This window comes from Massilia sp. Masssp94 (assembly GCF_059491305.1).
On record NZ_CP168501.1, the window covers coordinates 3,265,623 to 3,292,156 of the forward strand.

The window sequence follows — 26,534 nt, forward strand, 5'->3', positions numbered from 1 at the left end:
GATACTCATGCAGGGGCCAACGTTATAGGGACAAGTGAATAAGTGCACATGGTGGATGCCTTGGCGATTACAGGCGATGAAGGACGTAGTAGCTTGCGATAAGCTGCGGGGAGTGAGCAAACACACTTTGATCCGCAGATTTCCGAATGGGGAAACCCGGCCTTTTAGGTCATTGCATACTGAATACATAGGTATGCAAAGCGAACGCGGCGAACTGAAACATCTAAGTAGCTGCAGGAAAAGAAATCAACCGAGATTCCCAAAGTAGTGGCGAGCGAAATGGGATGAGCCTTGTACGTGATAGTCGATCGAATAGTGGAACAGCCTGGAAATGCTGGCCATAGAGGGTGATAGCCCCTTACACGAAATTCGAACGGTGGTACTAAGCGTACGACAAGTAGGGCGGGACACGAGAAATCCTGTCTGAAGATGGGGGGACCATCCTCCAAGGCTAAATACTCGTAATCGACCGATAGTGAACCAGTACCGTGAGGGAAAGGCGAAAAGAACCCCGGGAGGGGAGTGAAATAGATCCTGAAACCGTGTGCATACAAACAGTCGGAGCCTCTTCGTGGGGTGACGGCGTACCTTTTGTATAATGGGTCAGCGACTTACATTCAGTGGCGAGGTTAACCGGATAGGGGAGCCGTAGAGAAATCGAGTCCGAACAGGGCGACAGTCGCTGGGTGTAGACCCGAAACCAGGTGATCTACCCATGGCCAGGATGAAGGTGCGGTAACACGCCCTGGAGGTCCGAACCCACTAATGTTGAAAAATTAGGGGATGAGCTGTGGGTAGGGGTGAAAGGCTAAACAAACCTGGAAATAGCTGGTTCTCTCCGAAAACTATTTAGGTAGTGCCTCAAGTATCACCATCGGGGGTAGAGCACTGTTATGGCTAGGGGGTCATTGCGACTTACCAAACCATTGCAAACTCCGAATACCGATGAGTGCGAGCTTGGGAGACAGACGTCGGGTGCTAACGTCCGGCGTCAAGAGGGAAACAACCCAGACCGCCAGCTAAGGTCCCAAAGATTGGCTAAGTGGAAAACGAAGTGGGAAGGCTAAAACAGTCAGGATGTTGGCTTAGAAGCAGCCATCATTTAAAGAAAGCGTAATAGCTCACTGATCGAGTCGTCCTGCGCGGAAGATGTAACGGGGCTAAGCCAGTCACCGAAGCTGCGGATATGTGCTTGCACATATGGTAGGAGAGCGTTCCGTAAGCCTGAGAAGGTGTCTTGTAAAGGATGCTGGAGGTATCGGAAGTGCGAATGCTGACATGAGTAGCGATAAAGAGGGTGAAAAGCCCTCTCGCCGAAAGCCCAAGGTTTCCTGTTCAACGTTCATCGGAGCAGGGTGAGTCGGCCCCTAAGGCGAGGCAGAGATGCGTAGCTGATGGGAAGCAGGTTAATATTCCTGCACCGTCGTATGATGCGATGGGGGGACGGATCGCGGAAGGTTGTCCAACTGTTGGAATAGTTGGTTCTTGACTCATAGAAGGCGCTTAGGCAAATCCGGGCGCGTAATTCAAGGGGTCGAGACGTGTGTCCTTGTGACACGAAGCAATCGGAAGTGGTTCCAAGAAAAGCCTCTAAGCTTCAGTCATACGAGACCGTACCGCAAACCGACACAGGTGGGCGAGATGAGTATTCTAAGGCGCTTGAGAGAACTCGGGAGAAGGAACTCGGCAAATTGGTACCGTAACTTCGGGATAAGGTACGCCCCGGTAGCTTGAATGGTTTTACTCCATGAGGGTGAAAGGGTTGCAATAAACTGGTGGCTGCGACTGTTTAATAAAAACACAGCACTCTGCAAACACGAAAGTGGACGTATAGGGTGTGACGCCTGCCCGGTGCTGGAAGATTAAATGATGGGGTGCAAGCTCTTGATTGAAGTCCCAGTAAACGGCGGCCGTAACTATAACGGTCCTAAGGTAGCGAAATTCCTTGTCGGGTAAGTTCCGACCTGCACGAATGGCGTAACGATGGCCACACTGTCTCCTCCCGAGACTCAGCGAAGTTGAAATGTTTGTGATGATGCAATCTACCCGCGGCTAGACGGAAAGACCCCATGAACCTTTACTGTAGCTTTGCATTGGACTTTGAACCAATCTGTGTAGGATAGGTGGGAGGCTTTGAAGCGGGGACGCCAGTTCTCGTGGAGCCAACCTTGAAATACCACCCTGGTTCGTTTGAGGTTCTAACCTTGGCCCGTGATCCGGGTCGGGGACAGTGCATGGTAGGCAGTTTGACTGGGGCGGTCTCCTCCTAAAGTGTAACGGAGGAGTTCGAAGGTACGCTAGGTACGGTCGGACATCGTGCTAATAGTGCAATGGCATAAGCGTGCTTAACTGCGAGACCGACAAGTCGAGCAGGTACGAAAGTAGGACATAGTGATCCGGTGGTTCTGTATGGAAGGGCCATCGCTCAACGGATAAAAGGTACTCTGGGGATAACAGGCTGATTCCTCCCAAGAGTTCATATCGACGGGGGAGTTTGGCACCTCGATGTCGGCTCATCACATCCTGGGGCTGTAGCCGGTCCCAAGGGTATGGCTGTTCGCCATTTAAAGTGGTACGTGAGCTGGGTTTAAAACGTCGTGAGACAGTTTGGTCCCTATCTGCCGTGGGCGTTGGAAATTTGAAGGGGGCTGCTCCTAGTACGAGAGGACCGGAGTGGACGAACCTCTGGTGTACCGGTTGTCACGCCAGTGGCATTGCCGGGTAGCTAAGTTCGGAAGAGATAACCGCTGAAAGCATCTAAGCGGGAAACTCGCCTTGAGATGAGATTTCCCGGAGCCTTGAGCTCCTTGAAGGGTCGTTCGAGACCAGGACGTTGATAGGTCAGGTGTGGAAGTGCAGTAATGCATTAAGCTAACTGATACTAATTGCCCGTACGGCTTGTCCCTATAACCTTGGCAGTCATTGCCAACGCAAGGGTTCAGCTGTTTGTTGAGACAACAGATTACGAAAACTGCTTCTTCCGGATTCAGAGTGACGCATGCACTATGCAAGCGGCACTCGTACAAGTTATGCCTGATGACCATAGCAAGTCTGTACCACCCCTTCCCATCCCGAACAGGACCGTGAAAAGACTCTGCGCCGATGATAGTGCTGCAACCAGTGTGAAAGTAGGTTATCGTCAGGCTAGTTATATGCAGAAGCCCGTTCAGTTGATACTGAGCGGGCTTTTTGCTTTCTACTTCACCTTCTTCAGATACGCCCGCAAGCCATGGGTCAGCACCAGCGGAAAGACGCTGGCATGATCCTCGTCCGCAAATACTTCGAGCCGGCTTTTCAGGTTCGGATACCGGTGCGTTTTCAATGCTGCGTCGAAGTCGCATAGATCCGCGACCATGTCCGCATTCTCTTCCGTTCGCGACCGCTTCCGGTTCGCCGGCAATGTCTCACGGCCGCCGATACCGAAGGACACCGACGCCGGCATATCCTTGTGTCCCTTTGCATAAGCCTGTTCCCGATCGAACATCACGCCCTGGTCGAACCACAGCGATGGACTGCCGAGGATGTAATGGTCGAACGTGGCCGGCTCGCTCAACAGCACTTGCAGGCCGAGCAGGCTGCCATACGAATGGCCGACAAAGATCTTGCGACTCATGTCGGCCCGGTAGTTCGCGGCGATCAGCGGGAAGACGTCGGCAGCGATGAAGCGGCCATAGGCTTGCGCCTCGCCGAACGCGGCGCTCCACCCCGGCATATCGGAGACATATTGGCCCCGGGGCATCGACGGCGTGTAATCGCGGCGCCGGCTATACACGGGACTGTCGCCCTTCGCATACGACAGCCCGACGACGATCGCCTCTTCCAAACCCGCATGCTTGGCCAGCCGCTGGGCGATACCGCGCGCGACCGGAAACGCGTAGTTCGCGTCGACGACGAACACCACCGGATAATGCCGGCTCGACGAACGATACGAATCGGGCAGCGCGACGAATACCTGGTAGTCGCGGTTCAGCGTATTCGCATGCACGTCGCGCACCTCCGTGTCGTCGAGCACATAAGGTGTCGCGGCCGAGGCCAGGCTGGACACGAAGCAGCACGCCAACAGCAGTTTGCGGATGACCGTCACTGTTGCCCCTCCGCCGCCAGCGTCTTCGCCAGCCATTCCCGCGCGACCGCCGCGTACTTGCGGCAGGCGTCGCGATCGACGAGGGTCTTGTTCTCCTTCCGCTCCCAAAGATCACCGAAATCCGGATGCGCGCTCACGAGCACGTCGCATTCCAGTCCTTCGATCGTGGCGATCGAACGCTCGACGTCCGCGCGCGCGGTCGGATAGAGCGGATTCCTGCTGAAACTGCGGCCATCTGCAGCCATGGCGGTGAGGCTGTCCGCGTACACCACGCGCATCGTCTTGCCGCTTTCGCTCGATTGCCACGTCCAACTGGTGGCACCCGGTGTGTGCCCCGGCGTGAAGTGCGCCGTGACGGCGAGCGGCCCGAGTGTCACGACTTCGCCGTCGCGTACCGCGCGCGTGTTGGCGACGGGTGTCATCGGGACCAGGCTGGGATATTGCGGATCCCGCTTGTCCGGCTGGCCCGACTTCAGCACGGCGACAGACGCCGGGCTGCCCAGCACCGTCGCGCCGCTCATCTTCTGCAGCGCGGCGATGCCGCCCGCGTGGTCGAAGTGATCGTGGCCATTCAGGATGTAGCGGATGTCTTCGACCTTGAAGCCGAGCGCGCGGACATGCGCCGCGACCTGGTCGGCCGCGGCGGGCGGACCGCCGTCGATGAGGATGTGGCCCGCCGGCGACGTGATCAGCACGGCGCTGATGCCGTGCGTGCCGACGTAATACGTGTTGCCGTAGACGGGGAACGGATCCTGCGGCGCGAGCCACTCCGTCATGCCGGCGACGGTGGAAGCGGAGACGCCGCCGAGCAGGAGCGCGGCAGCCAGGCGTATCGTGTTTTTCATGGGTAGCTGGAGAGTTGATAAAGAGGATGCGTCGCCGATTCTGCGGCCATGCCGGTACGACGGACACGTCGCCGTGACGAAACGCCGCTTCCACGTGACGAAGCGGCCGGCCGCTGTCCACCGGCAGGCTATACTTTCCCGATGACGCAGCACGCCATTTCCCCGCCATCGATGCCGCCCGCGGTAAGGACCATCGCCATCGTCGTGCTCTTGTGGACGGCGATCAGCACCCTGGGCGCCCTGCAGACCTACAGCGACAACCTGCGCCTCGGCGTCGACAGCCACTATCCGTCACTGCTGGTGACGTGGTTCGTGGAGTACGCCGTGCCGCTGATCGTCCTGAGCGCGGGCCTGAGCCTCGCTCTCGCGCGCTGGCCGGGATTGATCGCCCGTCCGCGCAACGTGTTCCTGCTGTTCGTGGGCCTCGTGCTCGTGTTCCAGCCCACGCAGTGGACGTACATGGCGTGGCTGCGCGGCTACCTGCACATCGCGAGCGTCGACGACGCGCGCCGCCTGCTGATGAAGATGCTGCTGGTCGGCTGGTTCTCGACGACGGGCACGTTCGCCGCCATCCTCGCGGTCCACTACTGGCGGCAGGCGCGCGAGCGCGAACTGGCGTGGCAGCGCAGCCAGACCGACATGCTGAATCTGCGCCTCGCGCTGGAAGAGCAGCGCATGCTGGCCCTGCGCGCGCAGTTCGAACCGCATTTCCTGTTCAATGCGCTGAATGCGATCAGCGCGCTCGTGCGCGAAGGCGACCGCACGCTGGCCCTCGGGGGCATCGGCCGCCTGAGCGACCTGCTGCGCTACGCGCTGTCGGCCAGCGTGCGCAATACGGCGACCGTCGCGGACGAGCTGCAGTTCGTCCGCGACTACCTCGACCTGCAACGCCTGCGCTACGGCGACCGGCTGCAGGTCCGCATCGACGGCGACGACGCGCTGCTGCACGACGTCGATTGTCCGCCGCTGCTGCTGCAGCCGCTGATCGAGAACGCGTTGCGCCACGATCTCGACTGCCACGACGGACCGAGCGATATTCGCCTGTCCTTCGTGTCCGACGGCGCGGCGCTCACGATCCGGGTGACGAATCCCGCGCTCGCGCAGGCGTCGCCCAATCCCGGCGCGGGTCTCGGGCTCGCGAATACGCGCGAGCGGTTGCGCCTCATGCATCCCACCGCGACGCTGCGCACGACCCTGCCGGACGGCCGCTTCGTGGCCGAAGTCCGCCTGCCTTTGGCGCGGGAGTGAGCATGCCGGTGCGCTACCTGATCGTCGACGACGAGCTGCCCAGCCGTTCGAACCTGCGCCTGGCCCTGGCCGCGCATCCGGACTGGCGGCTCGTGGCCGAATGCGACGGCACCGCGTCCGCGCGCGCGGTGCTGGCCGCGCAGGAGGTCGACGTCATCTTCCTCGACATCCAGATGCCGGCCGAATCGGGCCTCGTGCTCGCCCGCGAGATCAGCCGCGCATGCGCGCCGCCACTCATCGTGTTCGTGACGGCCTACAGCGAACACGCGATCGACGCGTTCGACGTGCACGCACTCGACTACCTGCTCAAGCCCCTGAACGATGCACGCCTGGCCCAGACGGTCGAGCGCATAAGCGCCATGCTCGGACAGCGTCAGCGCGAGGCCTATGGCGCGGCGCTGCGCGATTACGTCGATGCCGGCCAGACTGCGGCGCGGCCGGAGCGGATCAACGTGCGCTCCGTCGGCCGCATCGAGCAGATCCGGGTGGCGGACATCCTGTGGATCGAATCGGCCGGGAATTACGTCGAGCTGCACCTGGCCGGACGCACGGTCCTGCACCGCATCACGCTCAACCGTCTCGAAACGCTGCTCGCGCCCGAGGCCTTCCTGCGCGTGCACCGCGGCGCGATCGTCAGGCGCGGCGAGATCGCGCGGCTGGATTCCGTCGGCGACGGCAGCTACCGGCTCACGCTGCGTTGTGGCGCCACGGTCGCCGTCAGCGAGCGTTACCTGGGCGCGCTGAAGTCGGCGATGTGACGGACACCCGGTTTGCCGGGATGGCCGCGCTGTCGCCGGACATGGCTGCGTGCCTATACTGGTGCCCGTCACGAACGAACGCGGAGAATGCCTTGTCTACGAAATCCATCGCCCTCGCATGCCTGTCGTTGTTGCCGCTGACGGCCGGCGCCGTCGATGCCGCCGCCGTGCGCGCTGCCGTCGACCGCGCCATCCAGCCCTTGATGGCGCAGCACGACGTGCCCGGCATGGCGGTCGCCGTCACGGTGGATGGCCAGGCACTGTTCTTCAATTACGGCGAGGCGTCGAAACAGGAGCACAAGCCCGTCACCGAGAACACCTTGTTCGAACTGGGCTCCGTCAGCAAGACCGTCACGGCGACGCTGGCGTGTTACGCGCAGGGACTCGGCAAGCTGTCGTTCGCGGATCATCCCGGCCAATACGTCCCGCAACTGAAGGGCAGCGCGATCGACCGTGCGAGCGTGCTCGAACTGGGCACCTATACGCCGGGAGGCCTGCCGCAGCAATTCCCGGACGACGTCGAGACCGAGGCGCAGGCGATCGCTTACTTCCGCACGTGGCGCCCGGACGCCGCACCCGGCACGCTCCGCCGGTATTCGAATCCCAGTCTCGGGCTGTTCGGCCATGTGACGGCGCGGGCGCTGGGCGCCGGGTTTGCCGATGCCGTCGAAGGCCGGCTGTTCCCCGCGCTGGGCCTGAAGCACAGTCATATCCGCGTGCCTGGCGGCGCAACGGGCGACTACGCCTGGGGTTACGACAAGACCAACCGACCGGTGCGCGTCGGCCCCGGACCGTTCGACGCGGAGACGTATGGCGTAAAAGCCAGCGCGGCGGACATGATCCGCTTCGTCCAGCTGAACATCGACGCCAGCGGCCTGCCGGAACCGATGCGGCGCGCCATCGATTGCACGCACACCGGTTATTTCCGCATCGGCGATACCGTGCAGGGGCTCGGATGGGAGCAGTACCGCGCGCCCGTGAGCCTGGCTGCGCTACAGGCAGGGAATTCCACGAAGATGAGTGCCGAGCCGAATCCGGCCGTCCGGCTGGAGCCGGCCCAGGTCCCGCCGCCGGGGACGCTTTTCAACAAGACGGGCGCGACGCGCGGATTTGGCGCTTATGTTTTGTTCGTGCCGTCGCGTCGCGTCGGGATCGTCATGCTGGCCAATAAGAATTACCCGAATGCGGCGCGGGTGGAGGCGGCGTATTCGATTCTCGGGCATTTAGTACCGTGACCCCCTTGCGCACTGCGGCCAGCCTTTGCTATAGTTCGCCTCCTGTTTTGCAGCGCAAGAAAATCAGTCGGTAACGACGGCGCAACAAAACAGACGAGGGGTTGACGAGTTAAGCGAACTACTGCATAATCTCACTTCTCTGCTGCTGACGAACAAAACGATTCGCAAGCGCAGCAAGGCAGTACCGAATACAGCTCTTTAACAATCAACAGTCGATAAGTGTGGGCGTTTGATGAAGTGCCAGCATCCTTCGGGGTGCTGAATGCTTAAATTATCAAATGTTCACACAAAAGAAATACGTTGCTCAGCAATGAGTGACGGTCAGTAATTTGAGTGAGCGATCTGCTACGAAAGTAGCAAAAACAGAGATTAAACTGAAGAGTTTGATCCTGGCTCAGATTGAACGCTGGCGGCATGCTTTACACATGCAAGTCGAACGGCAGCGCGGGGCAACCTGGCGGCGAGTGGCGAACGGGTGAGTAATATATCGGAACGTACCCAAGAGTGGGGGATAACGTAGCGAAAGTTACGCTAATACCGCATACGATCCAAGGATGAAAGTGGGGGATCTTCGGACCTCATGCTCCTGGAGCGGCCGATATCTGATTAGCTAGTTGGTGAGGTAAAGGCTCACCAAGGCGACGATCAGTAGCTGGTCTGAGAGGACGACCAGCCACACTGGGACTGAGACACGGCCCAGACTCCTACGGGAGGCAGCAGTGGGGAATTTTGGACAATGGGCGCAAGCCTGATCCAGCAATGCCGCGTGAGTGAAGAAGGCCTTCGGGTTGTAAAGCTCTTTTGTCAGGGAAGAAACGGTTCAGGCTAATATCCTGGGCTAATGACGGTACCTGAAGAATAAGCACCGGCTAACTACGTGCCAGCAGCCGCGGTAATACGTAGGGTGCAAGCGTTAATCGGAATTACTGGGCGTAAAGCGTGCGCAGGCGGTTTTGTAAGTCTGTCGTGAAAGCCCCGGGCTTAACCTGGGAATTGCGATGGAGACTGCAAGGCTTGAATCTGGCAGAGGGGGGTAGAATTCCACGTGTAGCAGTGAAATGCGTAGAGATGTGGAGGAACACCGATGGCGAAGGCAGCCCCCTGGGTCAAGATTGACGCTCATGCACGAAAGCGTGGGGAGCAAACAGGATTAGATACCCTGGTAGTCCACGCCCTAAACGATGTCTACTAGTTGTCGGGTCTTAATTGACTTGGTAACGCAGCTAACGCGTGAAGTAGACCGCCTGGGGAGTACGGTCGCAAGATTAAAACTCAAAGGAATTGACGGGGACCCGCACAAGCGGTGGATGATGTGGATTAATTCGATGCAACGCGAAAAACCTTACCTACCCTTGACATGTCAGGAACCTCCGAGAGATTGGAGGGTGCCCGAAAGGGAGCCTGAACACAGGTGCTGCATGGCTGTCGTCAGCTCGTGTCGTGAGATGTTGGGTTAAGTCCCGCAACGAGCGCAACCCTTGTCATTAGTTGCTACGAAAGGGCACTCTAATGAGACTGCCGGTGACAAACCGGAGGAAGGTGGGGATGACGTCAAGTCCTCATGGCCCTTATGGGTAGGGCTTCACACGTCATACAATGGTACATACAGAGGGCCGCCAACCCGCGAGGGGGAGCTAATCCCAGAAAGTGTATCGTAGTCCGGATCGCAGTCTGCAACTCGACTGCGTGAAGTTGGAATCGCTAGTAATCGCGGATCAGCATGCCGCGGTGAATACGTTCCCGGGTCTTGTACACACCGCCCGTCACACCATGGGAGCGGGTTTTACCAGAAGTAGGTAGCTTAACCGCAAGGAGGGCGCTTACCACGGTAGGATTCGTGACTGGGGTGAAGTCGTAACAAGGTAGCCGTATCGGAAGGTGCGGCTGGATCACCTCCTTTCTAGAGTGGCACGGGAGCTAACGCTCCATCATCAAGCGCCTACGCTTATCGACTGTTCAAAGTTAAACGAGAAGAGTTTTCGGGGCTGTAGCTCAGCTGGTTAGAGCACCGTGTTGATAACGCGGGGGTCGTTGGTTCGAGTCCAACCAGCCCTACCACGTTACACTGGGGGATTAGCTCAGCTGGGAGAGCACCTGCTTTGCAAGCAGGGGGTCGTCGGTTCGATCCCGTCATCCTCCACCAACTCTCTGTTCACTGCATTTATGTAAGGCACAAGCTTTAGATAAGTGTAGTTCTCGTTCTTTAACAATCTGGAAGAAGTAAAGTTTTCTTTAAGCGTGTAGCTAACGAAAGTTAGGTGCACACTTAGGGTAGAAAATCTGTATGTATCAACAAACAAAGTAAGCTGAACTCTTGTTGTTATGACGTTCCCTGATACTCATGCAGGGGCCAACGTTATAGGGACAAGTGAATAAGTGCACATGGTGGATGCCTTGGCGATTACAGGCGATGAAGGACGTAGTAGCTTGCGATAAGCTGCGGGGAGTGAGCAAACACACTTTGATCCGCAGATTTCCGAATGGGGAAACCCGGCCTTTTAGGTCATTGCATACTGAATACATAGGTATGCAAAGCGAACGCGGCGAACTGAAACATCTAAGTAGCTGCAGGAAAAGAAATCAACCGAGATTCCCAAAGTAGTGGCGAGCGAAATGGGATGAGCCTTGTACGTGATAGTCGATCGAATAGTGGAACAGCCTGGAAATGCTGGCCATAGAGGGTGATAGCCCCTTACACGAAATTCGAACGGTGGTACTAAGCGTACGACAAGTAGGGCGGGACACGAGAAATCCTGTCTGAAGATGGGGGGACCATCCTCCAAGGCTAAATACTCGTAATCGACCGATAGTGAACCAGTACCGTGAGGGAAAGGCGAAAAGAACCCCGGGAGGGGAGTGAAATAGATCCTGAAACCGTGTGCATACAAACAGTCGGAGCCTCTTCGTGGGGTGACGGCGTACCTTTTGTATAATGGGTCAGCGACTTACATTCAGTGGCGAGGTTAACCGGATAGGGGAGCCGTAGAGAAATCGAGTCCGAACAGGGCGACAGTCGCTGGGTGTAGACCCGAAACCAGGTGATCTACCCATGGCCAGGATGAAGGTGCGGTAACACGCCCTGGAGGTCCGAACCCACTAATGTTGAAAAATTAGGGGATGAGCTGTGGGTAGGGGTGAAAGGCTAAACAAACCTGGAAATAGCTGGTTCTCTCCGAAAACTATTTAGGTAGTGCCTCAAGTATCACCATCGGGGGTAGAGCACTGTTATGGCTAGGGGGTCATTGCGACTTACCAAACCATTGCAAACTCCGAATACCGATGAGTGCGAGCTTGGGAGACAGACGTCGGGTGCTAACGTCCGGCGTCAAGAGGGAAACAACCCAGACCGCCAGCTAAGGTCCCAAAGATTGGCTAAGTGGAAAACGAAGTGGGAAGGCTAAAACAGTCAGGATGTTGGCTTAGAAGCAGCCATCATTTAAAGAAAGCGTAATAGCTCACTGATCGAGTCGTCCTGCGCGGAAGATGTAACGGGGCTAAGCCAGTCACCGAAGCTGCGGATATGTGCTTGCACATATGGTAGGAGAGCGTTCCGTAAGCCTGAGAAGGTGTCTTGTAAAGGATGCTGGAGGTATCGGAAGTGCGAATGCTGACATGAGTAGCGATAAAGAGGGTGAAAAGCCCTCTCGCCGAAAGCCCAAGGTTTCCTGTTCAACGTTCATCGGAGCAGGGTGAGTCGGCCCCTAAGGCGAGGCAGAGATGCGTAGCTGATGGGAAGCAGGTTAATATTCCTGCACCGTCGTATGATGCGATGGGGGGACGGATCGCGGAAGGTTGTCCAACTGTTGGAATAGTTGGTTCTTGACTCATAGAAGGCGCTTAGGCAAATCCGGGCGCGTAATTCAAGGGGTCGAGACGTGTGTCCTTGTGACACGAAGCAATCGGAAGTGGTTCCAAGAAAAGCCTCTAAGCTTCAGTCATACGAGACCGTACCGCAAACCGACACAGGTGGGCGAGATGAGTATTCTAAGGCGCTTGAGAGAACTCGGGAGAAGGAACTCGGCAAATTGGTACCGTAACTTCGGGATAAGGTACGCCCCGGTAGCTTGAATGGTTTACTCCATGAGGGTGAAAGGGTTGCAATAAACTGGTGGCTGCGACTGTTTAATAAAAACACAGCACTCTGCAAACACGAAAGTGGACGTATAGGGTGTGACGCCTGCCCGGTGCTGGAAGATTAAATGATGGGGTGCAAGCTCTTGATTGAAGTCCCAGTAAACGGCGGCCGTAACTATAACGGTCCTAAGGTAGCGAAATTCCTTGTCGGGTAAGTTCCGACCTGCACGAATGGCGTAACGATGGCCACACTGTCTCCTCCCGAGACTCAGCGAAGTTGAAATGTTTGTGATGATGCAATCTACCCGCGGCTAGACGGAAAGACCCCATGAACCTTTACTGTAGCTTTGCATTGGACTTTGAACCAATCTGTGTAGGATAGGTGGGAGGCTTTGAAGCGGGGACGCCAGTTCTCGTGGAGCCAACCTTGAAATACCACCCTGGTTCGTTTGAGGTTCTAACCTTGGCCCGTAATCCGGGTCGGGGACAGTGCATGGTAGGCAGTTTGACTGGGGCGGTCTCCTCCTAAAGTGTAACGGAGGAGTTCGAAGGTACGCTAGGTACGGTCGGACATCGTGCTAATAGTGCAATGGCATAAGCGTGCTTAACTGCGAGACCGACAAGTCGAGCAGGTACGAAAGTAGGACATAGTGATCCGGTGGTTCTGTATGGAAGGGCCATCGCTCAACGGATAAAAGGTACTCTGGGGATAACAGGCTGATTCCTCCCAAGAGTTCATATCGACGGGGGAGTTTGGCACCTCGATGTCGGCTCATCACATCCTGGGGCTGTAGCCGGTCCCAAGGGTATGGCTGTTCGCCATTTAAAGTGGTACGTGAGCTGGGTTTAAAACGTCGTGAGACAGTTTGGTCCCTATCTGCCGTGGGCGTTGGAAATTTGAAGGGGGCTGCTCCTAGTACGAGAGGACCGGAGTGGACGAACCTCTGGTGTACCGGTTGTCACGCCAGTGGCATTGCCGGGTAGCTAAGTTCGGAAGAGATAACCGCTGAAAGCATCTAAGCGGGAAACTCGCCTTGAGATGAGATTTCCCGGAGCCTTGAGCTCCTTGAAGGGTCGTTCGAGACCAGGACGTTGATAGGTCAGGTGTGGAAGTGCAGTAATGCATTAAGCTAACTGATACTAATTGCCCGTACGGCTTGTCCCTATAACCTTGGCAGTCATTGCCAACGCAAGGGTTCAGCTGTTTGTTGAGACAACAGATTACGAAAACTGCTTCTTCCGGATTCAGAGTGACGCATGCACTATGCAAGCGGCACTCGTACAAGTTATGCCTGATGACCATAGCAAGTCTGTACCACCCCTTCCCATCCCGAACAGGACCGTGAAAAGACTCTGCGCCGATGATAGTGCTGCAACCAGTGTGAAAGTAGGTTATCGTCAGGCTAGTTATATGCAGAAGCCCGTTCAGTTGATACTGAGCGGGCTTTTTGCTTTTCGGCGCCTCGAAAACGGATATTTGAATCGGAAAAAACGAAACCTGACAAGCTTGTGTTCCAACAGTTGTAGCAAAAGCGAAAACCGCTAGCATCGATAGCCCGATTCGCGTTCTACGTTCAAGGAGCACTATGCACTTCCATCGTGTTTTTCCTGCGATCGCCCTGGGCGCCATTTTCACCGCCTGCAGCCATCACGACAGCGACATTTCGCCTTCCACGTCCGCACCGCCGCCCCAGTTCAGCGCCGACATCATCCGCACGACCCACGGCATCGTCCACGTCAAGGCGGCCGATTTCCGTAGCCTGGGCTATGGCCTCGCGTATGCCTACGCGCAGGACAACCTGTGCATGTTTGCCGATTCCTTATTGACCGTACGTGGCGAGCGTTCGCTGTATTTCGGCGGCGAAGCCCGTGCCACGGCCCGCAAGGGCGATGAATACGGCGCCGCCAGCGGATTCATGGACCTGAAAAACGAAGACAGCGATTTCTTCTTCAAGGGCTATCTCGACGTCGACCAGCTGCGCGCCAGTTATACCGCCGGCGCAAAGGAGCCGCGTGATCTGCTCGAAGGCTATGTGGCCGGCTACAACCGCTACCTGAAGGATCATGCCGGCAATTATCCGGCCGCGTGCAAGGACGCGAAGTGGGTCAAGCCGATGACGGTCGAGGATATGTACCTGGTCCTGGCCGAGAAAGCGCTGCACGCCTCGGGCGAAGTGTTCGCGAAGGAGGTCGTTGCGGGCGCCCGCGATGCGACCGCGATGGTGGCGGTGGCTACAAAGTCGCCACGGCGCAAGCTCGACCCCGTGTTCCTGCTCGCCCGCCTGGACAAAGTCGTGCACCAGGGCTTCGGCAGCAATGCGCTGGCCGTCGGCAAGGACTTGTCCGCGAGCGGCCGCGGCCTCCTGCTCGGCAATCCCCACTTCCCCTGGACGAGTACCGACCGCTTCTACCAGGCCCATCTCACCGTGCCCGGCCGCTATGACGCGATGGGTGTCGTGCTGGGTGGCTTGCCGGTCGTTGTCATCGGGTTCAACAAGGATGTCGCGTGGTCGCACACCGTCACGGCCGCCACGCACTTCACGACGTTTAAACTGGCACTCGATGCGGGCGATTCGACGGGCACGACCTATCTGATCGACGGCGAGAAGAACAAGATGACGTCGAAGACAGTATCCGTCGACATCCTCATGGCGGACGGCACGACGGCGAAGCGCACCAAGACCTTTTACTTCAGCAAGCAGGGCGCCGTCATCGTGAAACCGGAGGCGGGGCTGACGTGGAGCAGCACGACGGCCTAATGTCCTTGCGGACCCAAACCGCGGCAATACCCGCATGCTCGAACAATGGCTGGGCATCGGCACCGCGACGAGCGTGCAGACGCTCAAATCGTCGCTGGACACCGTCGTCGGCCTGCCGTGGGTGAACACGGTCGCGGCCGACCGCGCCGGCAATGCGTTGTATGCGGACGCAAGCGTCGTCCCGCGCGTCACGACGGACAAGTTCGTGGGCAATTGCCTGCTCCTGCCGGCCCTCGTGTTGTTCGACGGTTCGCGCAGTGCGTGCGGCTGGGGCCAGGATGCCAATGCGCCTGCCGGCATTTTCTCGCCGGCCAATGCCCCATCGATGCTGCGCACGGACTACGTGGGCAATTCGAACGACAGCTACTGGCTGACCAACGCCCGATCCCTGCTGACGGGCCCGGCGCCGCTGGGCTATTCGCCGCTGTACGGCAAGACGGGTGTCGAGCAGCGCCTGCGCACGCGCATCGGCTTCATCCAGTTCGAAGAGTTGGCGCAACAGGGACATCAATTCCAGCTGTCCGACCTGCAGACGCTCGTGTTCGCCGACCGCATCTACGCTGCCGAGCTCGTGCTGCCGGACCTGCTGGCGGCCTGCCCAACGAACGATGCGACCCTCGTCCAGGCCTGCACGGTGCTCGCTGCGTGGGACCGTCACGCGAACCTCGACAGCCGGGGCGCCGTCCTGTTCCGCGAATTCTGGACCGCGGCCTCGCAGATCCCCAACAAGTGGAAGGTGCCGCTCGACCCGGCCGACCCCGTCCACACGCCCAATGGTGTCGCGCCCGCCGCGCTGCCCGCGATGTTCGCCGCGCTGAAGACGGCGGCGCAGACCTTGCAATCGCTGAACATCCCGCTCGACGCGAAGCTGGGCGATTACCAGGGCGAGACGCGCAACGGCGCGCGCACGCCCTTGCATGGCGGCGTGGGCGACGTCGACGGTTCGTACAACTCGCTGCGGATGAGCACCGGCCTCACGACCACCGGCTACAACAACGTCTATTGGGGCACGAGCTATGTGCAGACGGTGACGTTCGACGATGCCGGCCCGGTCGCCCAGGCGATGCTCGTCTATGGCCAGTCGACGGACCCGAAGTCGCCGTACTATGCGGACCAGTTGCCGCTGTACTCGCGCAAGGAATGGCCGACGCTGCCGTTCACGGACGCCGGCATCAATGCGGATCCGAACCGCAAGACCACAACGCTGACCGAGTAACCCGCGTCAGGCTTGCGACAGCGGCGCCGGATCCTGCGCCACGGCTGTCGCTGTCTTGCCCTGCGTGATGCTTGCGCCATCGCCGCGGCGCAGGCGCGCGAAGACGAGGGACGACAGCATCGTCATGACGGCCAGCGTGATGAACGCGTGGTGCAGCGCCTTGGTGACCATCACCTGGTCCGTCTGCGGCACGCGGCCCAGGAACCACGCCGTCACGATCGAACCGGCGGCGAGGCCGAAGCTCATCGACAGCTGTTGGAATGACGAGGCGATCGTGCTGGCCATGCTGGAGTCTTTCGATTCCACGTCGGCATACGCGAGCGTGTTCATGCTCGAGAATTGCAGCGAATTGAAAAAGCCCTGCAGCAAGCCGATGCCCGCGATGGCGTACCACGGCGTGGACGGCCCAACGAGCGAGAACAGGCCGATCGTCAGGCCGATGCAGATCGTGTTGAACATGAGCACCTGACGGTAGCCGAAGCGGGCGAGGACTTTAGGCGCGATGAGCTTCATGCCCATCGCGGCGGCGGCTGTCGGCATCATCAAGAGGCCCGACTGCCACGGCGCGAGCTTGAGGCCCAGCTGGTACAGCAGCGGCAGCAGGAAGGGCAGGCCGCCGATGCCCAGGCGCGTGATGAAGCCGCCCAGCACCGAGATGCGGAACGTGCGCACCTTGAACAACGCCAGGCGCAGCAGAGGGAACTGGGCTTCGTTCGCGTGCCAGGCATACGCGGCCAGCAGGGAGATCGATAGCGCCAGCATCAGGCCGGCCGTCATGGGGTCGAGCGTGTGCTCGCCGAACACTTCCAGCAGCCAGGACAGGATCGCCGTGCCGGAGCTGAACAGGATCAGCCCGATCACGTCCAGCGGACGCGGCTCGGCGCCGTGGTAATCCGGCATATGGCGCCAGACGAGGTATAGCGCGAGCAGGCCGACGGGCACGTTGACGAAGAAAATAAAGCGCCAGGAAACCCAGTGCACGATCAGGCCGCCGACGGTCGGGCCCAGCAACGGGCCGATCAGCGCCGGCAGGATCACGAAGTTCATCGCGCCCAGCAACTCGTTCTTGGGAAACGTGCGGATGATCGACAGGCGCCCGACCGGCATCATCATCGCGCCGCCGAGGCCCTGCAACAGGCGGGCCGCGACCATCATCGGGGCGTTCAGCGACAGGCCGCACAGCACGGACGCCACCGTGAAGATCGCGATCGCCGTGAAGAACACGCGGCGAGTGCCGAACCGGTCGGCCATCCACCCGCTCACCGGAATGCCCACGGCCAGGCTGAGGATGTAACTCGTGACGACGGATTTGAGACTGAGCGGTGTGACCTGCAGGCTGGCCGCGATGCTGGGGACGGCGGTGTTGACGATGGTGGCGTCGAGCTGCTCCATGAACAGCGCAGTCGCCACCAGCCACGGCAGATAGCGTTTGATGGTGTCGGTATCGGTCATCGGATGGATTCTCACACAAATCCGATAACCGGGTCGCAACCGGGGTCAGAGCCCGATTTTGGGCAATTGCTTAAATTCGGGCTCTGACCCCGGTTTGATCTTAATAGTGGTACGCCGCCTTCAGCAGCAGCAGGTTCACACCGCCGTTCGGTTTCTTGATGCCGCCGTTCGAGTAGTGTTGCAGGCGCGCGCCCAGTTCCCATTTGTTGGCGAAGACATAGCCCACGCCCACGTGGTCGGCGAATTCGAACGCGGTCGACAGCTGGCGGTGCGTGTTGCGGTAGACGCTCGAGAAGACCGCGGCGCCGATGCCGGCGTCGGCGTAGAAGCCCAGCTTGTTGTCGGCTTCCCAGCGGAACACCGGCGTGATGCCGACGACGGCCAGGTCCTTCGTGTTGCCCTGCTGGTCGAGCCACTGGTTGGCGCGCCAGTAGGCCACGTTCGCGTCCCAATAGCCGTTCAGGTGGTAGCCGCTGGTCGGCAGCCAGGATTTGTTCCAGTCTTTCTGGACCGCGAGACGGACGACTTGCACGTGTTCGCCGCCGCCGACTTCCACCGACGAGGAATCGAAATAACCGTCGGCGGCATGGGCCGCCGTCGCGGCCGACAACGCGGCCACGGCCGCCAGGGAACGCATCATTTTTTTCATGGAGAACATTGCCTTTGCTGTGAATGAGAGCCGTGCAAGCAAAATGGTCACGGCCAAACCGCTATTGTAGCGAGGTCGTTGAAAGGACGTAGTCGACCTATCAATTGTTAAAATGCGGACAATGAATCATCGAGAGGAAGCAATGACGTTACCGACTGTGGCATTTCTCGGCATCGGCCTGATGGGCAAACCGATGGCGACCCGGCTGGCGCAGGCCGGCTATCCCCTGCGCGTGTGGAACCGTACGGCCGCCAAGGCCGAGGCACTGCGCGACACCGGGGCCGAACCGCAGGCCGACCTGATGGATGCCGTGCGCGGTGCCGACATCGTGATCTCGATCCTGGAAGCGGGCCCGGTCGTCGGCCAGGTCATCGACGATGCCCTGCCGGCACTCGCGCACAACACGTTGTGGATCGACATGAGCTCCACGCGCCAGGACGAAGCCGTGAATTTTGCCGCCCGCCTGCGCCAGGCCGGCTGCCGCTTCGTCGATGCGCCCGTGTCCGGCGGCGTGGGCGGCGCGGAAGCGGGGCAACTCGCGATCATGGCCGGCGCCGATGCGGCCGACTACGCCCAGGCCGAGCCCGTGCTGCGCGTGATGGGATCGCCGAAAGCCGTCGGGCCCGTCGGCAGCGGCCAGGTGGCCAAGTTGTGCAACCAGTTGATCGTCGGTGCGACGATCAATGTTGTGGCGGAAGCGCTGCTGCTGGCGGAAGCGGCCGGGGCCGATCCGGCTGCCGTGCGCGAGGCGATCCGCGGCGGCTTTGCCGGCAGCCGCGTGCTGGAAGTGCATGGCCAGCGCATGCTGGAGCGGGACTTCATGCCGGGCGGCCAGGTCAAGACGCAATTGAAGGATCAGCGCAACATCCTGGCGGCAGCCAGCGGCGCCGGCGTCACGTTGCCCGTGACGGAACTCGTGACGCGGCAGTTCGAGAGCATCGCGGGCGACATCCCGTCCGCCGACCATGCGGCCGGCCTCATCGCGCTGGAGCGGATGAATCCAGGCAAGCGGCTGGGCACCGCGCCGGACCGTATGCCATAAGTATTTATTCGCTACCTGTTTGCGCTATCAATACAACCTCGTATAATTCCCAGAGGTATTACATCGTTACGTAATATCACGGAGACAATGGACTAGATGGCCCGCCGCAACAGTTTGTTGCCCCGGGCCGAAAACTTCTCTACCCTTGCCGCACATAACGAACCCAATACAGGGGCAGCATGGATAATCTGGGAAACGGCTTCCGCACGCGGCGGCAGCTGTTGAAACTGGCGTCGGCAATGGCCTTGCCGTCCGCTTTGGCGGCGTGTTCTTCGGAGAAGAAAAGCGCATCACTGGTCGTCGGCGGTTTGCCGGTGACGTGTAACCTGACCCTGCCCGTCGCGTGTGCGGCCAAAGAGGCCGAGATCGCCGCAAAGAATGCCGCAACCAAGCCGGCGAACCCGCTCGGCTTCGAGTACAGCAAATACAGCGGCTTCCCCGAGCTGAAGGAATCGCTGATGTCGGGCCGCATCCAGGCCGCCTATGTGCTGGCGCCGATGGTCATGGACCTCGTGTCCAGCAATATCCCCGTCAAGGTCGTGTCGCTGGGCCACCGCTCGGGCGCCGTCATCATGGTGCGCACGGATGCCGGCTACAAGAAATTCCGCGACCTGCAGGGCAAGCGCGTCGCCATCCCGAGCCGTTTCGCCGTCGACCTGCTCTTCCTGCGCAAGATGCTGGCGGAAGAGGGCATGAACATCAAGGACGTCGAACTGGTCGAGATGCCCCCGCCGGACATGCCGGCCGCGCTGTATGCGAAAGCCATCGATGCCTATTGCACGGGCGAGCCGTTCGGCGCCGCCGCGCAGATGGCCGGTTACGCGACGCCGCTGCGCATGACGCGCAACGAATGGCCGAATTACATCTGCTGCGTGCTCACCGTGCGCGAAGACCTGATCGCGAACAACCGCGCCGCCGTGCAGGACCTCGTCAACTACGTCCAGGCGGCCGGCAGCTGGATGGATGCGGATCCCGTCCACCGCGACCGCGCCATCGCCATCGCCGCGACCAGGAAATACTTCAATCAGGATCCGAAGATCCTGAAATTCGTGATGACGAATCCGAGCGACCGTGTCACGTATGGCGACCTGCGCATCATCCCGAAGGAATTCGACGAATTGATGCAGATGTCGCTGGACGCGGGCACGCTGAAGAAACCCATCCAGTTCAACCAGTACGTGGACGAAAGCTTCTTCAAGGCCGTCCGCCCCGTCACGATCACGCTATGAAACGCCTCGCCGCAGCACTGCTGTTTGCCTTGCCGTTGGCCGCGAGCGCGGAAGCATTGAAATCCGGGGAATTCTCGCCGCCCCGCATGGCGCCGGATTTCACGCTGCAGGGTTCGACCGGCAAGCCTCTTAAGCTGTCGGATTACCGCGGCAAGGTCGTGGCGCTGGGCTTCGGCTTCACGTCCTGCCCGGCCGTCTGCCCGACGACGCTCGCCGAACTCGCGGCCGTGAAAACGAAGCTCGGCGCGCAGGGCAAGGATTTCCAGGTCGTGTACGTGACCGTCGACCCGGAGCGCGACACGGCGGAGCGCATGCGCGCCTACCTGACGGCGTTCGATCCGACCTTCGTGGGCGCGACCGGCCCCGCCGCGCAACTGGCCGAGGTGCGCAAGGAATACGGCGTCACGTCCACGAGGACGGGCAGCGGTGCGAATTACGGTTTCAATCATTCGTCCTTCGTCTACCTGATCGACCGGTCCGGCAAGCTGCGCGCATTGAGCCCGTACGGCCGTGCGGTGGATGACGTCGTGCACGACGTGCGCGTCCTGCTGAATCAATGACGCGTTCCCGCATCCTGCTGCCGGCCGCGGCGGTGCTGGCCATCGCGGCGCTGTGGGCCACGCTGTGGGCCATGTATGCGCCGATTCCCGCAAGCTCGCGCGAGCAGCTGTTCGAGATTCCCGCCGGGACGTACGCGCGGCGCGCGGCGGGCGACAAGGTCGAGATCCTGCCGACGTCGATCCGGCTCACGCTGGGCGTGAAGGACATCCTCGTGCTGAAGAATCTCGACAACGTGCCGCAAACGTTCGGGCCCGTGCTGATCATGCCGGGGCAGAGTTTCAGGATGCCGTTCGGCGTCGCGGGGGACGTGCAGTTCGAATGCACGGCGCACGCGAGCGGCCAGATGCGCATCGTCGTCGAGCCGGCGCCCGATGCGGGCTGGCGCCGGCTTGTGTGGCGCGCACGACATTGGATGCAACCATAAGAGGGAGACAAGAGGCTGTGAAAAAGAAGAGCTTTTTTGCACAGAAGCGGGCGCGGATCATTGCGCCGGCGGTCGTGCTGGCGTTATTGATCGCGGTCTGGTGGATCGTCGTCGTCCAGACCAGGAGCGCGATCTTCCCGACGCCGGGGCAGGTCGTCAAGGGCACGTGGGAACTCGTGCAGGACGGTACGCTGTGGGAGCACATCGGTTCCTCGCTGATGCGCGTCGGTACCGGCTTCCTGCTGGCGATCGCCGTCGCCATTCCGCTGGGCCTCTGGATCGGCCGCATGGAGGGCGCGTGGGTCACGCTGAATCCGCTGTTCCAGCTGCTGCGTCCGATCTCTCCGATCGCGTGGATCCCGCTCGCGATCCTGTGGTTCGGCGTGGGTAACGCATCGCCGATCTTCCTGATCTTCATCGCGTCCGTGTTCCCGATGATCGTGCAGACCGCGGCCGGCGTGCACACGATCGAGCGGCGCTACCTGCGCGCGGCGGAAAACTTCGGCGTCTCGCGCGCCAAGCTGTATCGCCAGGTGATCATTCCCGCCGTGCTGCCCGAGATCATCGTGGGCATGCGCATCACGCTCGGTGTCGCGTGGCTGGTCGTCGTCGCGGCGGAAATGATCGCGCTGCGCTCGGGCCTCGGCTACCTGATCATGGATTCGCGCAACGCGGGCAACCGCTACGATCTCGTGATCGCCGCCATGATCATCATCGGCATCATCGGCCTCATGCTGGACGGGATCACCCGTCTCCTGGAACGTCTCAAATCGGTAAGGTGGCGCTATGGACGCTAAGGTGAACTACAAGGTCGCGGACAAGATCGTCGTCGACGACATCCGTCGAAGCTTCGAGACGCGCAAGGGCACGCTGCCGGTCGTCGGCGGCATCAGCCTCACGATCCGCGACGGCGAATTCGTCGCCATCGTCGGGCCGTCCGGCTGCGGCAAATCCACGTTGATGAAGATGCTGTGCGGCTTCGATCAGCCGGACGAAGGCCGCGTCCTGATCGACGGCCAGGTGCGCCACGGTCCGAGCCCGAAGGGCATCCTCATTTCCCAGCACGGCTCCGTGTTCCCGTGGCTGACGGTGCAGCAGAACCTGATGTTCGGCCTGGACGGCATCAGCGAGGCCGAGAAGGCGGAACTCGCCGACCACTACACGGCGATGGTGGGATTGAAAGGTTTCGAAAAAAGCTATCCGCACGAGCTGTCGGGCGGCATGCTGAAACGCGTGGAGATCGCGCGGGCGCTCGTCATGAAACCCGAGATCCTCTACATGGACGAGCCGTTCTCCGCGCTGGACGCGCTCATGAATCTGAAGATGCGCATGGAGCTGCTGCGCATCCTGGAAGAGGAGCGCCACACGGTGCTGCTGATCACGCACGACGTCGAGGAAGCCGTGCACCTGGCCGACCGCATTGTCGTGCTGTCGCCGCGGCCGACGACGATCCAGGCCACGTTCGAGGTGAACATCCCGCATCCGCGCAGGATGTCCAGCCTTGACGCGCAGGATCTCAAGGAAGCCGTGTTGAAGGAGCTGGGGCTGTAAGGCTCATCTCGACCAATCTCGCCCAGAAGCTCGCGCCGATCGGCAGCAGGTGGTCGTTGAAGTCGTAGCTGCCGTTGTGCAGCTGGCACGGTCCGAGGCCGTGCCCGTGGCTTCGATGATCGCCGTCGCCGTTGCCGATGAAGACATAGCAGCCCGGCTTTTCCTGCAACATGAACGCGAAGTCCTCGGCGCCCATCGTCGGTTCGACGTTCGTGTCGACGTTGTCCGCACCCACCACCGCACGCATCGCTTCGATCGCGAACGCCGTCTGTTCCGGGTGATTGATCAGGGGCGGGTAGTTGCGCTTGAACGAGAAATCGATGGTTGCGCCGAAACCGGCGGCCAGGCCGCTCGCGATCTCGTTCATGCGCCGCTCGATCAGGTCCAGCACGCTGGTGGAGAACGTGCGCACGGTGCCGATCATGACGGCTTCGTCCGGGATGACGTTGGTGGCGCTGCCGGCGTGGATCTGCGTGATCGACAGGACGGCCGTATCGAGCGGGTTCTTTTCGCGCGAGATGATCGTCTGCCACGCTTGCGCGATCTGCACGGCGGCCATCACGGGATCGATGCCGCGGTGCGGCTGCGCGGCATGCGCGCCCTTGCCCTTGACGACGACGCGGAACTCGTTACTGGATGCCATCATCGGCCCCGCGACGACGCCGAAGCTGCCCGCCTTGATGCCCGGCCAGTTGTGCATGCCGTACACGGCGTCCATCGGAAAACGTTCGAACAAACCATCGTCCATCATGCGGCGCGCGCCGGCGCCGCCTTCCTCGGCCGGCTGGAAGATCAGGTAGACGGTGCCGTCGAAGTTGCGGTTCTGCGACAGATAGTGGGCTGCACCCAACAGCATCGTTGTGTGCCCGTCATGACCACAAGCATGCATCTTGCCGGCGTGGCGCGACGCGTGATCAAATGTGTTGAGTTCCTGCATCGGCAGGGCGTCCATGTCGGCACGCAGGCCGATGGCGCGGTCCGAGGTGCCGTTCTTGATGATGCCGACGACACCCGTCACGCCCAGCCCGCGGACGACGGGGATGCCCCATTCGGTGAGGCGCGCGGCCACCACGTCGGCCGTGCGTTGTTCTTCGTAGCAGAGTTCGGGATGGGCGTGGATGTCGCGCCGGATCGTTTCGAGCTCGGATTGGTAAGCGAGTATGGGTTCTACCAGTCTCATTGATCTCTCCTCATGCCTGATAGGCATGCATGTTTTGAACTATTGTAGCCCTTCCATCATGTGGAAGGCCAGAGCCCCGGCGGCTGCCACCGGAATCGTATAAAGTACTGGTTTATCGACGTTTTTCCGGATGAATCCATGACCAAGACCATCGTCCGCGGCGCCTGTCCGCATGACTGCCCCGATACCTGCGCGTTGCTCGTGACCGTGGAGGACGGCGTGGCCACGGAGGTCAAGGGCGATCCGGATCATCCGACGACGGCCGGGGTGCTGTGCACCAAGGTCTCGCGCTACGTCGAACGCACGTACCACCCCGACCGCCTGCTGTACCCGATGCGCCGCGTGGGTAAAAAGGGCGAAGGCAGGTTCGAACGCATCACGTGGGAACAGGCGCTCGACGAGATCGCGAACCGCCTGCAACCCATTGCCGCGCGTGACCCGCAGGCGATCCTGCCGTACAGCTATTGCGGCACGATGGGCCTCGTGCAGGGCGAGGCGATGGCCATGCGTTTCTTCAACACGCTCGGTGCTTCCCTGCTCGACCGCACCGTGTGCGCGAACGCCGGTGCCACGGGCTACAAATACACGATCGGTGGTTCGATCGGCACGGATACCGAACAGTTCCAGGATGCGAAGCTGGTCTTGATCTGGGGCGGCAATCCCATCGCGTCGAACCTGCATTTGTGGACGCGTTTGCAGGAAGCCAAGCGCCGCGGCGCGAAGCTGATCGCCATCGATCCGTATCGCTCGCTGACCGCCGAGAAATGCCACCAGCACATCGCGCTGATGCCCGGCACGGACGCCGCGCTGGCGCTGGGCATGATGCACGTGCTGGTGAAGGACAACCTGCTCGACCACGACTACATCGAGAAGCACACGTTCGGCTTCGCGCAACTGAAGGACCGGGTGGCCGAATGGACGCCGGAGCGCACGGCTGCAACCTGCGGCATCACGGTGGAAGAAGTCGTCGACCTCGCGCGCGAGTACGGCCGCACGGCGCGCGCGGGCGAACCGGTTGCGATCCGCATGAACTACGGCCTGCAGCGCGTGCATGGCGGCGGCATGGCCGTGCGCAATATCGCATGCCTGCCGGCGCTCGTGGGCGCGTGGCGCCACGCGGCGGGCGGCGTGCAGTTGTCGACGTCGGGCACGTTCCCGGCCAATAAAACCGTCCTGCAACGCCCGGACCTGTTGCGCGGCAAGCTTCCGCGCACGATTAACATGAACACGATCGGCGCCGACCTGCAGCGCGACGCGTCGCCGGATTTCGGCCCGAAGATCGAGGCGGTCATCGTGTACAACTCGAACCCGCTCGCGATCGCGCCGGATTCGGCGCAGGTGCAGCGCGGCTTCGAGCGCGAGGATCTCTTTACGGTGGTGCTGGAACACTTCCAGACCGACACCGCCGACTACGCGGACATCCTGCTGCCGGCCACCACGCAGCTGGAACACGTCGACGCGCACCTCGCGTATGGCCATTTGTACATGATGGCGAATAATGCGGCGATCGCGCCATTGGGCGAATCGAAGCCGAACACGGAAATCTTCCGCCTGATCGCGAAGCGCATGGGCATGAACGACCCGATCTTCGACGAGACGGACGACGAACTGGCCGCGCAAGCGTTCGACAGGAAACACGAACGCGCCGTGCACTTCGACTGGTCGTCGCTGAAGCGCACGGGCTGGCAAAAGCTGAACATGCCGGCCGCGCCGTTCGCCGAAGGCGGCTTTCCGACGCCGTCCGGCAAGTGCGAGTTTTATTCGAGCTCGATGCTGGCCGATGGCCTCGACCCGCTGCCGACCTATATCCCGAACTACGAATCGGTCGCCTCCAACCCCGAACTGGCTGAGAAATATCCGTTGGCGATGATTTCTCCGCCGGCCAGGAACTTCCTCAACTCAACCTTTGTCAATGTCCAGAGCCTCCGCGCAACGGAAGGTGAACCGCACCTGGACATCCATCCCCTTGATGCCGCCTCCCGGGGCATCGTCGATAAGGAGATGGTGCGCATCTTCAACGACCGGGGCGCGTTCGTCGCGCGCGCCCGGGTCACCGCCAAAGCGCGGGCCGGCCTCGTCGTCGGCCTGTCGATCTGGTGGAAGAAGCTCGCCAGCGACGGCAAGAACGCCAACGAAGTCACCAGTCAGCGCCTGACCGACATGGGCCGGGCGCCCACCTTTTACGACACGCTGGTGCAGGTTGAAAAGGCCGCACCATGATCTGGAA

At 60.5% G+C, this 26,534-nt stretch carries 16 protein-coding genes, 2 tRNA genes, 5 rRNA genes and 1 pseudogene; 19 read left to right on the top strand and 5 right to left on the bottom strand.

The features are described 5' to 3' along the window. The first annotated feature begins 28 nt into the window (after window positions 1-28). Window positions 29-2,906 (top strand): 23S ribosomal RNA (locus ACEN9G_RS14490). Between the two features lie 126 nt (window positions 2,907-3,032). Continuing rightward, a 5S ribosomal RNA gene (gene rrf, locus ACEN9G_RS14495) occupies window positions 3,033-3,145 on the top strand. A 51-nt stretch (window positions 3,146-3,196) separates the two neighbouring features. Here the strand turns inward: rrf (ACEN9G_RS14495) and ACEN9G_RS14500 are convergent. After that, window positions 3,197-4,084, bottom strand: coding sequence for an alpha/beta hydrolase (locus ACEN9G_RS14500; RefSeq protein ID WP_413343488.1), 888 nt, complete (start codon window positions 4,082-4,084; stop codon window positions 3,197-3,199). Beyond that, window positions 4,081-4,929 carry a subclass B3 metallo-beta-lactamase gene (gene bla, locus ACEN9G_RS14505; protein WP_413343486.1) on the bottom strand — a complete coding sequence of 283 codons (849 nt, stop codon included), beginning with the start codon at window positions 4,927-4,929 and terminating at the stop codon, window positions 4,081-4,083. The genes ACEN9G_RS14500 and bla overlap by 4 nt, the downstream gene beginning before the upstream one ends. Before the next feature lie 141 nt (window positions 4,930-5,070). On the opposite strand from bla, the gene ACEN9G_RS14510 reads away from it, so the two are divergent. The 10 genes and pseudogenes from ACEN9G_RS14510 to ACEN9G_RS14555 all read left to right on the top strand — a co-directional run bounded on the left by ACEN9G_RS14510 (window position 5,071) and on the right by ACEN9G_RS14555 (window position 16,219). Next, on the top strand, window positions 5,071-6,177 hold the full coding sequence (locus ACEN9G_RS14510) for a sensor histidine kinase (protein WP_483126722.1): 1,107 nt from the start codon (window positions 5,071-5,073) through the stop codon (window positions 6,175-6,177). Window positions 6,178-6,179: 2 nt separating this feature from the next. Further along, entirely contained in the window at window positions 6,180-6,935 is a 756-nt protein-coding gene (locus tag ACEN9G_RS14515; RefSeq protein ID WP_413343482.1) for a LytR/AlgR family response regulator transcription factor, read from the top strand. 87 nt (window positions 6,936-7,022) lie between these two features. Continuing rightward, window positions 7,023-8,170, top strand: a pseudogene (gene ampC / locus ACEN9G_RS14520) (class C beta-lactamase). 371 nt (window positions 8,171-8,541) lie between these two features. Beyond that, window positions 8,542-10,070, top strand: a 16S ribosomal RNA gene (locus ACEN9G_RS14525). 81 nt (window positions 10,071-10,151) lie between these two features. Continuing rightward, window positions 10,152-10,228, top strand: a tRNA-Ile gene (locus tag ACEN9G_RS14530). A gap of 9 nt (window positions 10,229-10,237) precedes the next feature. Next, a tRNA-Ala gene (locus tag ACEN9G_RS14535) sits at window positions 10,238-10,313 on the top strand. 219 nt (window positions 10,314-10,532) lie between these two features. Beyond that, a 23S ribosomal RNA gene (locus ACEN9G_RS14540) occupies window positions 10,533-13,409 on the top strand. A gap of 126 nt (window positions 13,410-13,535) precedes the next feature. Next, a 5S ribosomal RNA gene (gene rrf / locus ACEN9G_RS14545) occupies window positions 13,536-13,648 on the top strand. Together the 16S, 23S and 5S rRNA genes with 2 tRNA genes alongside form the textbook arrangement of a ribosomal RNA operon. 182 nt (window positions 13,649-13,830) lie before the next feature. Beyond that, on the top strand, window positions 13,831-15,003 hold the full coding sequence (locus tag ACEN9G_RS14550) for a penicillin acylase family protein (RefSeq protein WP_413343627.1): 1,173 nt from the start codon (window positions 13,831-13,833) through the stop codon (window positions 15,001-15,003). 34 nt (window positions 15,004-15,037) lie between these two features. Next, window positions 15,038-16,219 (top strand): penicillin acylase family protein, encoded by a 1,182-nt coding sequence (locus tag ACEN9G_RS14555; RefSeq protein ID WP_413343629.1) that lies wholly within the window; start codon window positions 15,038-15,040, stop codon window positions 16,217-16,219. Between the two features lie 6 nt (window positions 16,220-16,225). Here ACEN9G_RS14555 and ACEN9G_RS14560 read toward each other — a convergent pair whose 3' ends face one another. Further along, window positions 16,226-17,671, bottom strand: coding sequence for a DHA2 family efflux MFS transporter permease subunit (locus ACEN9G_RS14560; RefSeq protein ID WP_413343631.1), 1,446 nt, complete (start codon window positions 17,669-17,671; stop codon window positions 16,226-16,228). A gap of 100 nt (window positions 17,672-17,771) precedes the next feature. Beyond that, entirely contained in the window at window positions 17,772-18,311 is a 540-nt protein-coding gene (locus ACEN9G_RS14565; RefSeq protein WP_229412198.1) for an acyloxyacyl hydrolase, read from the bottom strand. A gap of 151 nt (window positions 18,312-18,462) precedes the next feature. On the opposite strand from ACEN9G_RS14565, the gene ACEN9G_RS14570 reads away from it, so the two are divergent. The 6 genes from ACEN9G_RS14570 (at window position 18,463) to ACEN9G_RS14595 (ending at window position 23,127) form a co-directional block, all read left to right on the top strand. Continuing rightward, complete coding sequence (locus tag ACEN9G_RS14570; RefSeq protein WP_483126723.1) at window positions 18,463-19,362, top strand: NAD(P)-dependent oxidoreductase; 900 nt, start codon at window positions 18,463-18,465, stop codon at window positions 19,360-19,362. 179 nt (window positions 19,363-19,541) lie between these two features. Beyond that, the gene (locus tag ACEN9G_RS14575) at window positions 19,542-20,591 is read left to right on the top strand and encodes an ABC transporter substrate-binding protein (protein WP_413338833.1); all 1,050 of its coding nucleotides are present in this window, start codon (window positions 19,542-19,544) and stop codon (window positions 20,589-20,591) included. Further along, window positions 20,588-21,151: an SCO family protein gene (locus tag ACEN9G_RS14580; RefSeq protein WP_413338835.1), complete on the top strand. Its 564-nt coding sequence runs from the start codon at window positions 20,588-20,590 to the stop codon at window positions 21,149-21,151. The genes ACEN9G_RS14575 and ACEN9G_RS14580 overlap by 4 nt, the downstream gene beginning before the upstream one ends. Next, window positions 21,148-21,576, top strand: a complete 429-nt coding sequence (locus ACEN9G_RS14585) for a cupredoxin domain-containing protein (protein WP_413338837.1) — start codon at window positions 21,148-21,150, stop codon at window positions 21,574-21,576. The genes ACEN9G_RS14580 and ACEN9G_RS14585 overlap by 4 nt, the downstream gene beginning before the upstream one ends. Window positions 21,577-21,593: 17 nt before the next feature. Further along, window positions 21,594-22,373, top strand: a complete 780-nt coding sequence (locus ACEN9G_RS14590) for an ABC transporter permease (RefSeq protein WP_413338838.1) — start codon at window positions 21,594-21,596, stop codon at window positions 22,371-22,373. Continuing rightward, a complete protein-coding gene (locus ACEN9G_RS14595) occupies window positions 22,363-23,127 on the top strand; it encodes an ABC transporter ATP-binding protein (protein WP_413338840.1) in 765 nt (254 codons plus the stop codon). The genes ACEN9G_RS14590 and ACEN9G_RS14595 overlap by 11 nt, the downstream gene beginning before the upstream one ends. On the opposite strand, the gene ACEN9G_RS14600 is transcribed toward ACEN9G_RS14595, so the two are convergent. After that, entirely contained in the window at window positions 23,093-24,307 is a 1,215-nt protein-coding gene (locus ACEN9G_RS14600) for a M20 aminoacylase family protein (protein WP_413338842.1), read from the bottom strand. The two genes, ACEN9G_RS14595 and ACEN9G_RS14600, sit on opposite strands and share 35 nt — an antisense overlap. 138 nt (window positions 24,308-24,445) lie before the next feature. Between ACEN9G_RS14600 and ACEN9G_RS14605 the strand changes: the two genes are divergently transcribed. Beyond that, on the top strand, window positions 24,446-26,527 hold the full coding sequence (locus ACEN9G_RS14605; protein ID WP_413338844.1) for a molybdopterin-containing oxidoreductase family protein: 2,082 nt from the start codon (window positions 24,446-24,448) through the stop codon (window positions 26,525-26,527). Window positions 26,528-26,534: the final 7 nt, after the last annotated feature.

What these genes read in the sequence shown, in the direction of transcription:
- bla (WP_413343486.1), bottom strand. Translation starts at nt 4,929, where the DNA reads ATGAAAAACACGATACGCCTGGCTGCCGCGCTCCTGCTCGGCGGCGTC.
- ACEN9G_RS14510 (WP_483126722.1), top strand. Translation starts at nt 5,071, where the DNA reads ATGACGCAGCACGCCATTTCCCCGCCATCGATGCCGCCCGCGGTAAGG.
- ACEN9G_RS14515 (WP_413343482.1), top strand. Translation starts at nt 6,180, where the DNA reads ATGCCGGTGCGCTACCTGATCGTCGACGACGAGCTGCCCAGCCGTTCG.
- ACEN9G_RS14550 (WP_413343627.1), top strand. Translation starts at nt 13,831, where the DNA reads ATGCACTTCCATCGTGTTTTTCCTGCGATCGCCCTGGGCGCCATTTTC.
- ACEN9G_RS14555 (WP_413343629.1), top strand. Translation starts at nt 15,038, where the DNA reads ATGCTCGAACAATGGCTGGGCATCGGCACCGCGACGAGCGTGCAGACG.
- ACEN9G_RS14560 (WP_413343631.1), bottom strand. Translation starts at nt 17,671, where the DNA reads ATGACCGATACCGACACCATCAAACGCTATCTGCCGTGGCTGGTGGCG.
- ACEN9G_RS14565 (WP_229412198.1), bottom strand. Translation starts at nt 18,311, where the DNA reads ATGATGCGTTCCCTGGCGGCCGTGGCCGCGTTGTCGGCCGCGACGGCG.
- ACEN9G_RS14570 (WP_483126723.1), top strand. Translation starts at nt 18,463, where the DNA reads ATGACGTTACCGACTGTGGCATTTCTCGGCATCGGCCTGATGGGCAAA.
- ACEN9G_RS14575 (WP_413338833.1), top strand. Translation starts at nt 19,542, where the DNA reads ATGGATAATCTGGGAAACGGCTTCCGCACGCGGCGGCAGCTGTTGAAA.
- ACEN9G_RS14580 (WP_413338835.1), top strand. Translation starts at nt 20,588, where the DNA reads ATGAAACGCCTCGCCGCAGCACTGCTGTTTGCCTTGCCGTTGGCCGCG.
- ACEN9G_RS14585 (WP_413338837.1), top strand. Translation starts at nt 21,148, where the DNA reads ATGACGCGTTCCCGCATCCTGCTGCCGGCCGCGGCGGTGCTGGCCATC.
- ACEN9G_RS14595 (WP_413338840.1), top strand. Translation starts at nt 22,363, where the DNA reads ATGGACGCTAAGGTGAACTACAAGGTCGCGGACAAGATCGTCGTCGAC.
- ACEN9G_RS14600 (WP_413338842.1), bottom strand. Translation starts at nt 24,307, where the DNA reads ATGAGACTGGTAGAACCCATACTCGCTTACCAATCCGAGCTCGAAACG.
- ACEN9G_RS14605 (WP_413338844.1), top strand. Translation starts at nt 24,446, where the DNA reads ATGACCAAGACCATCGTCCGCGGCGCCTGTCCGCATGACTGCCCCGAT.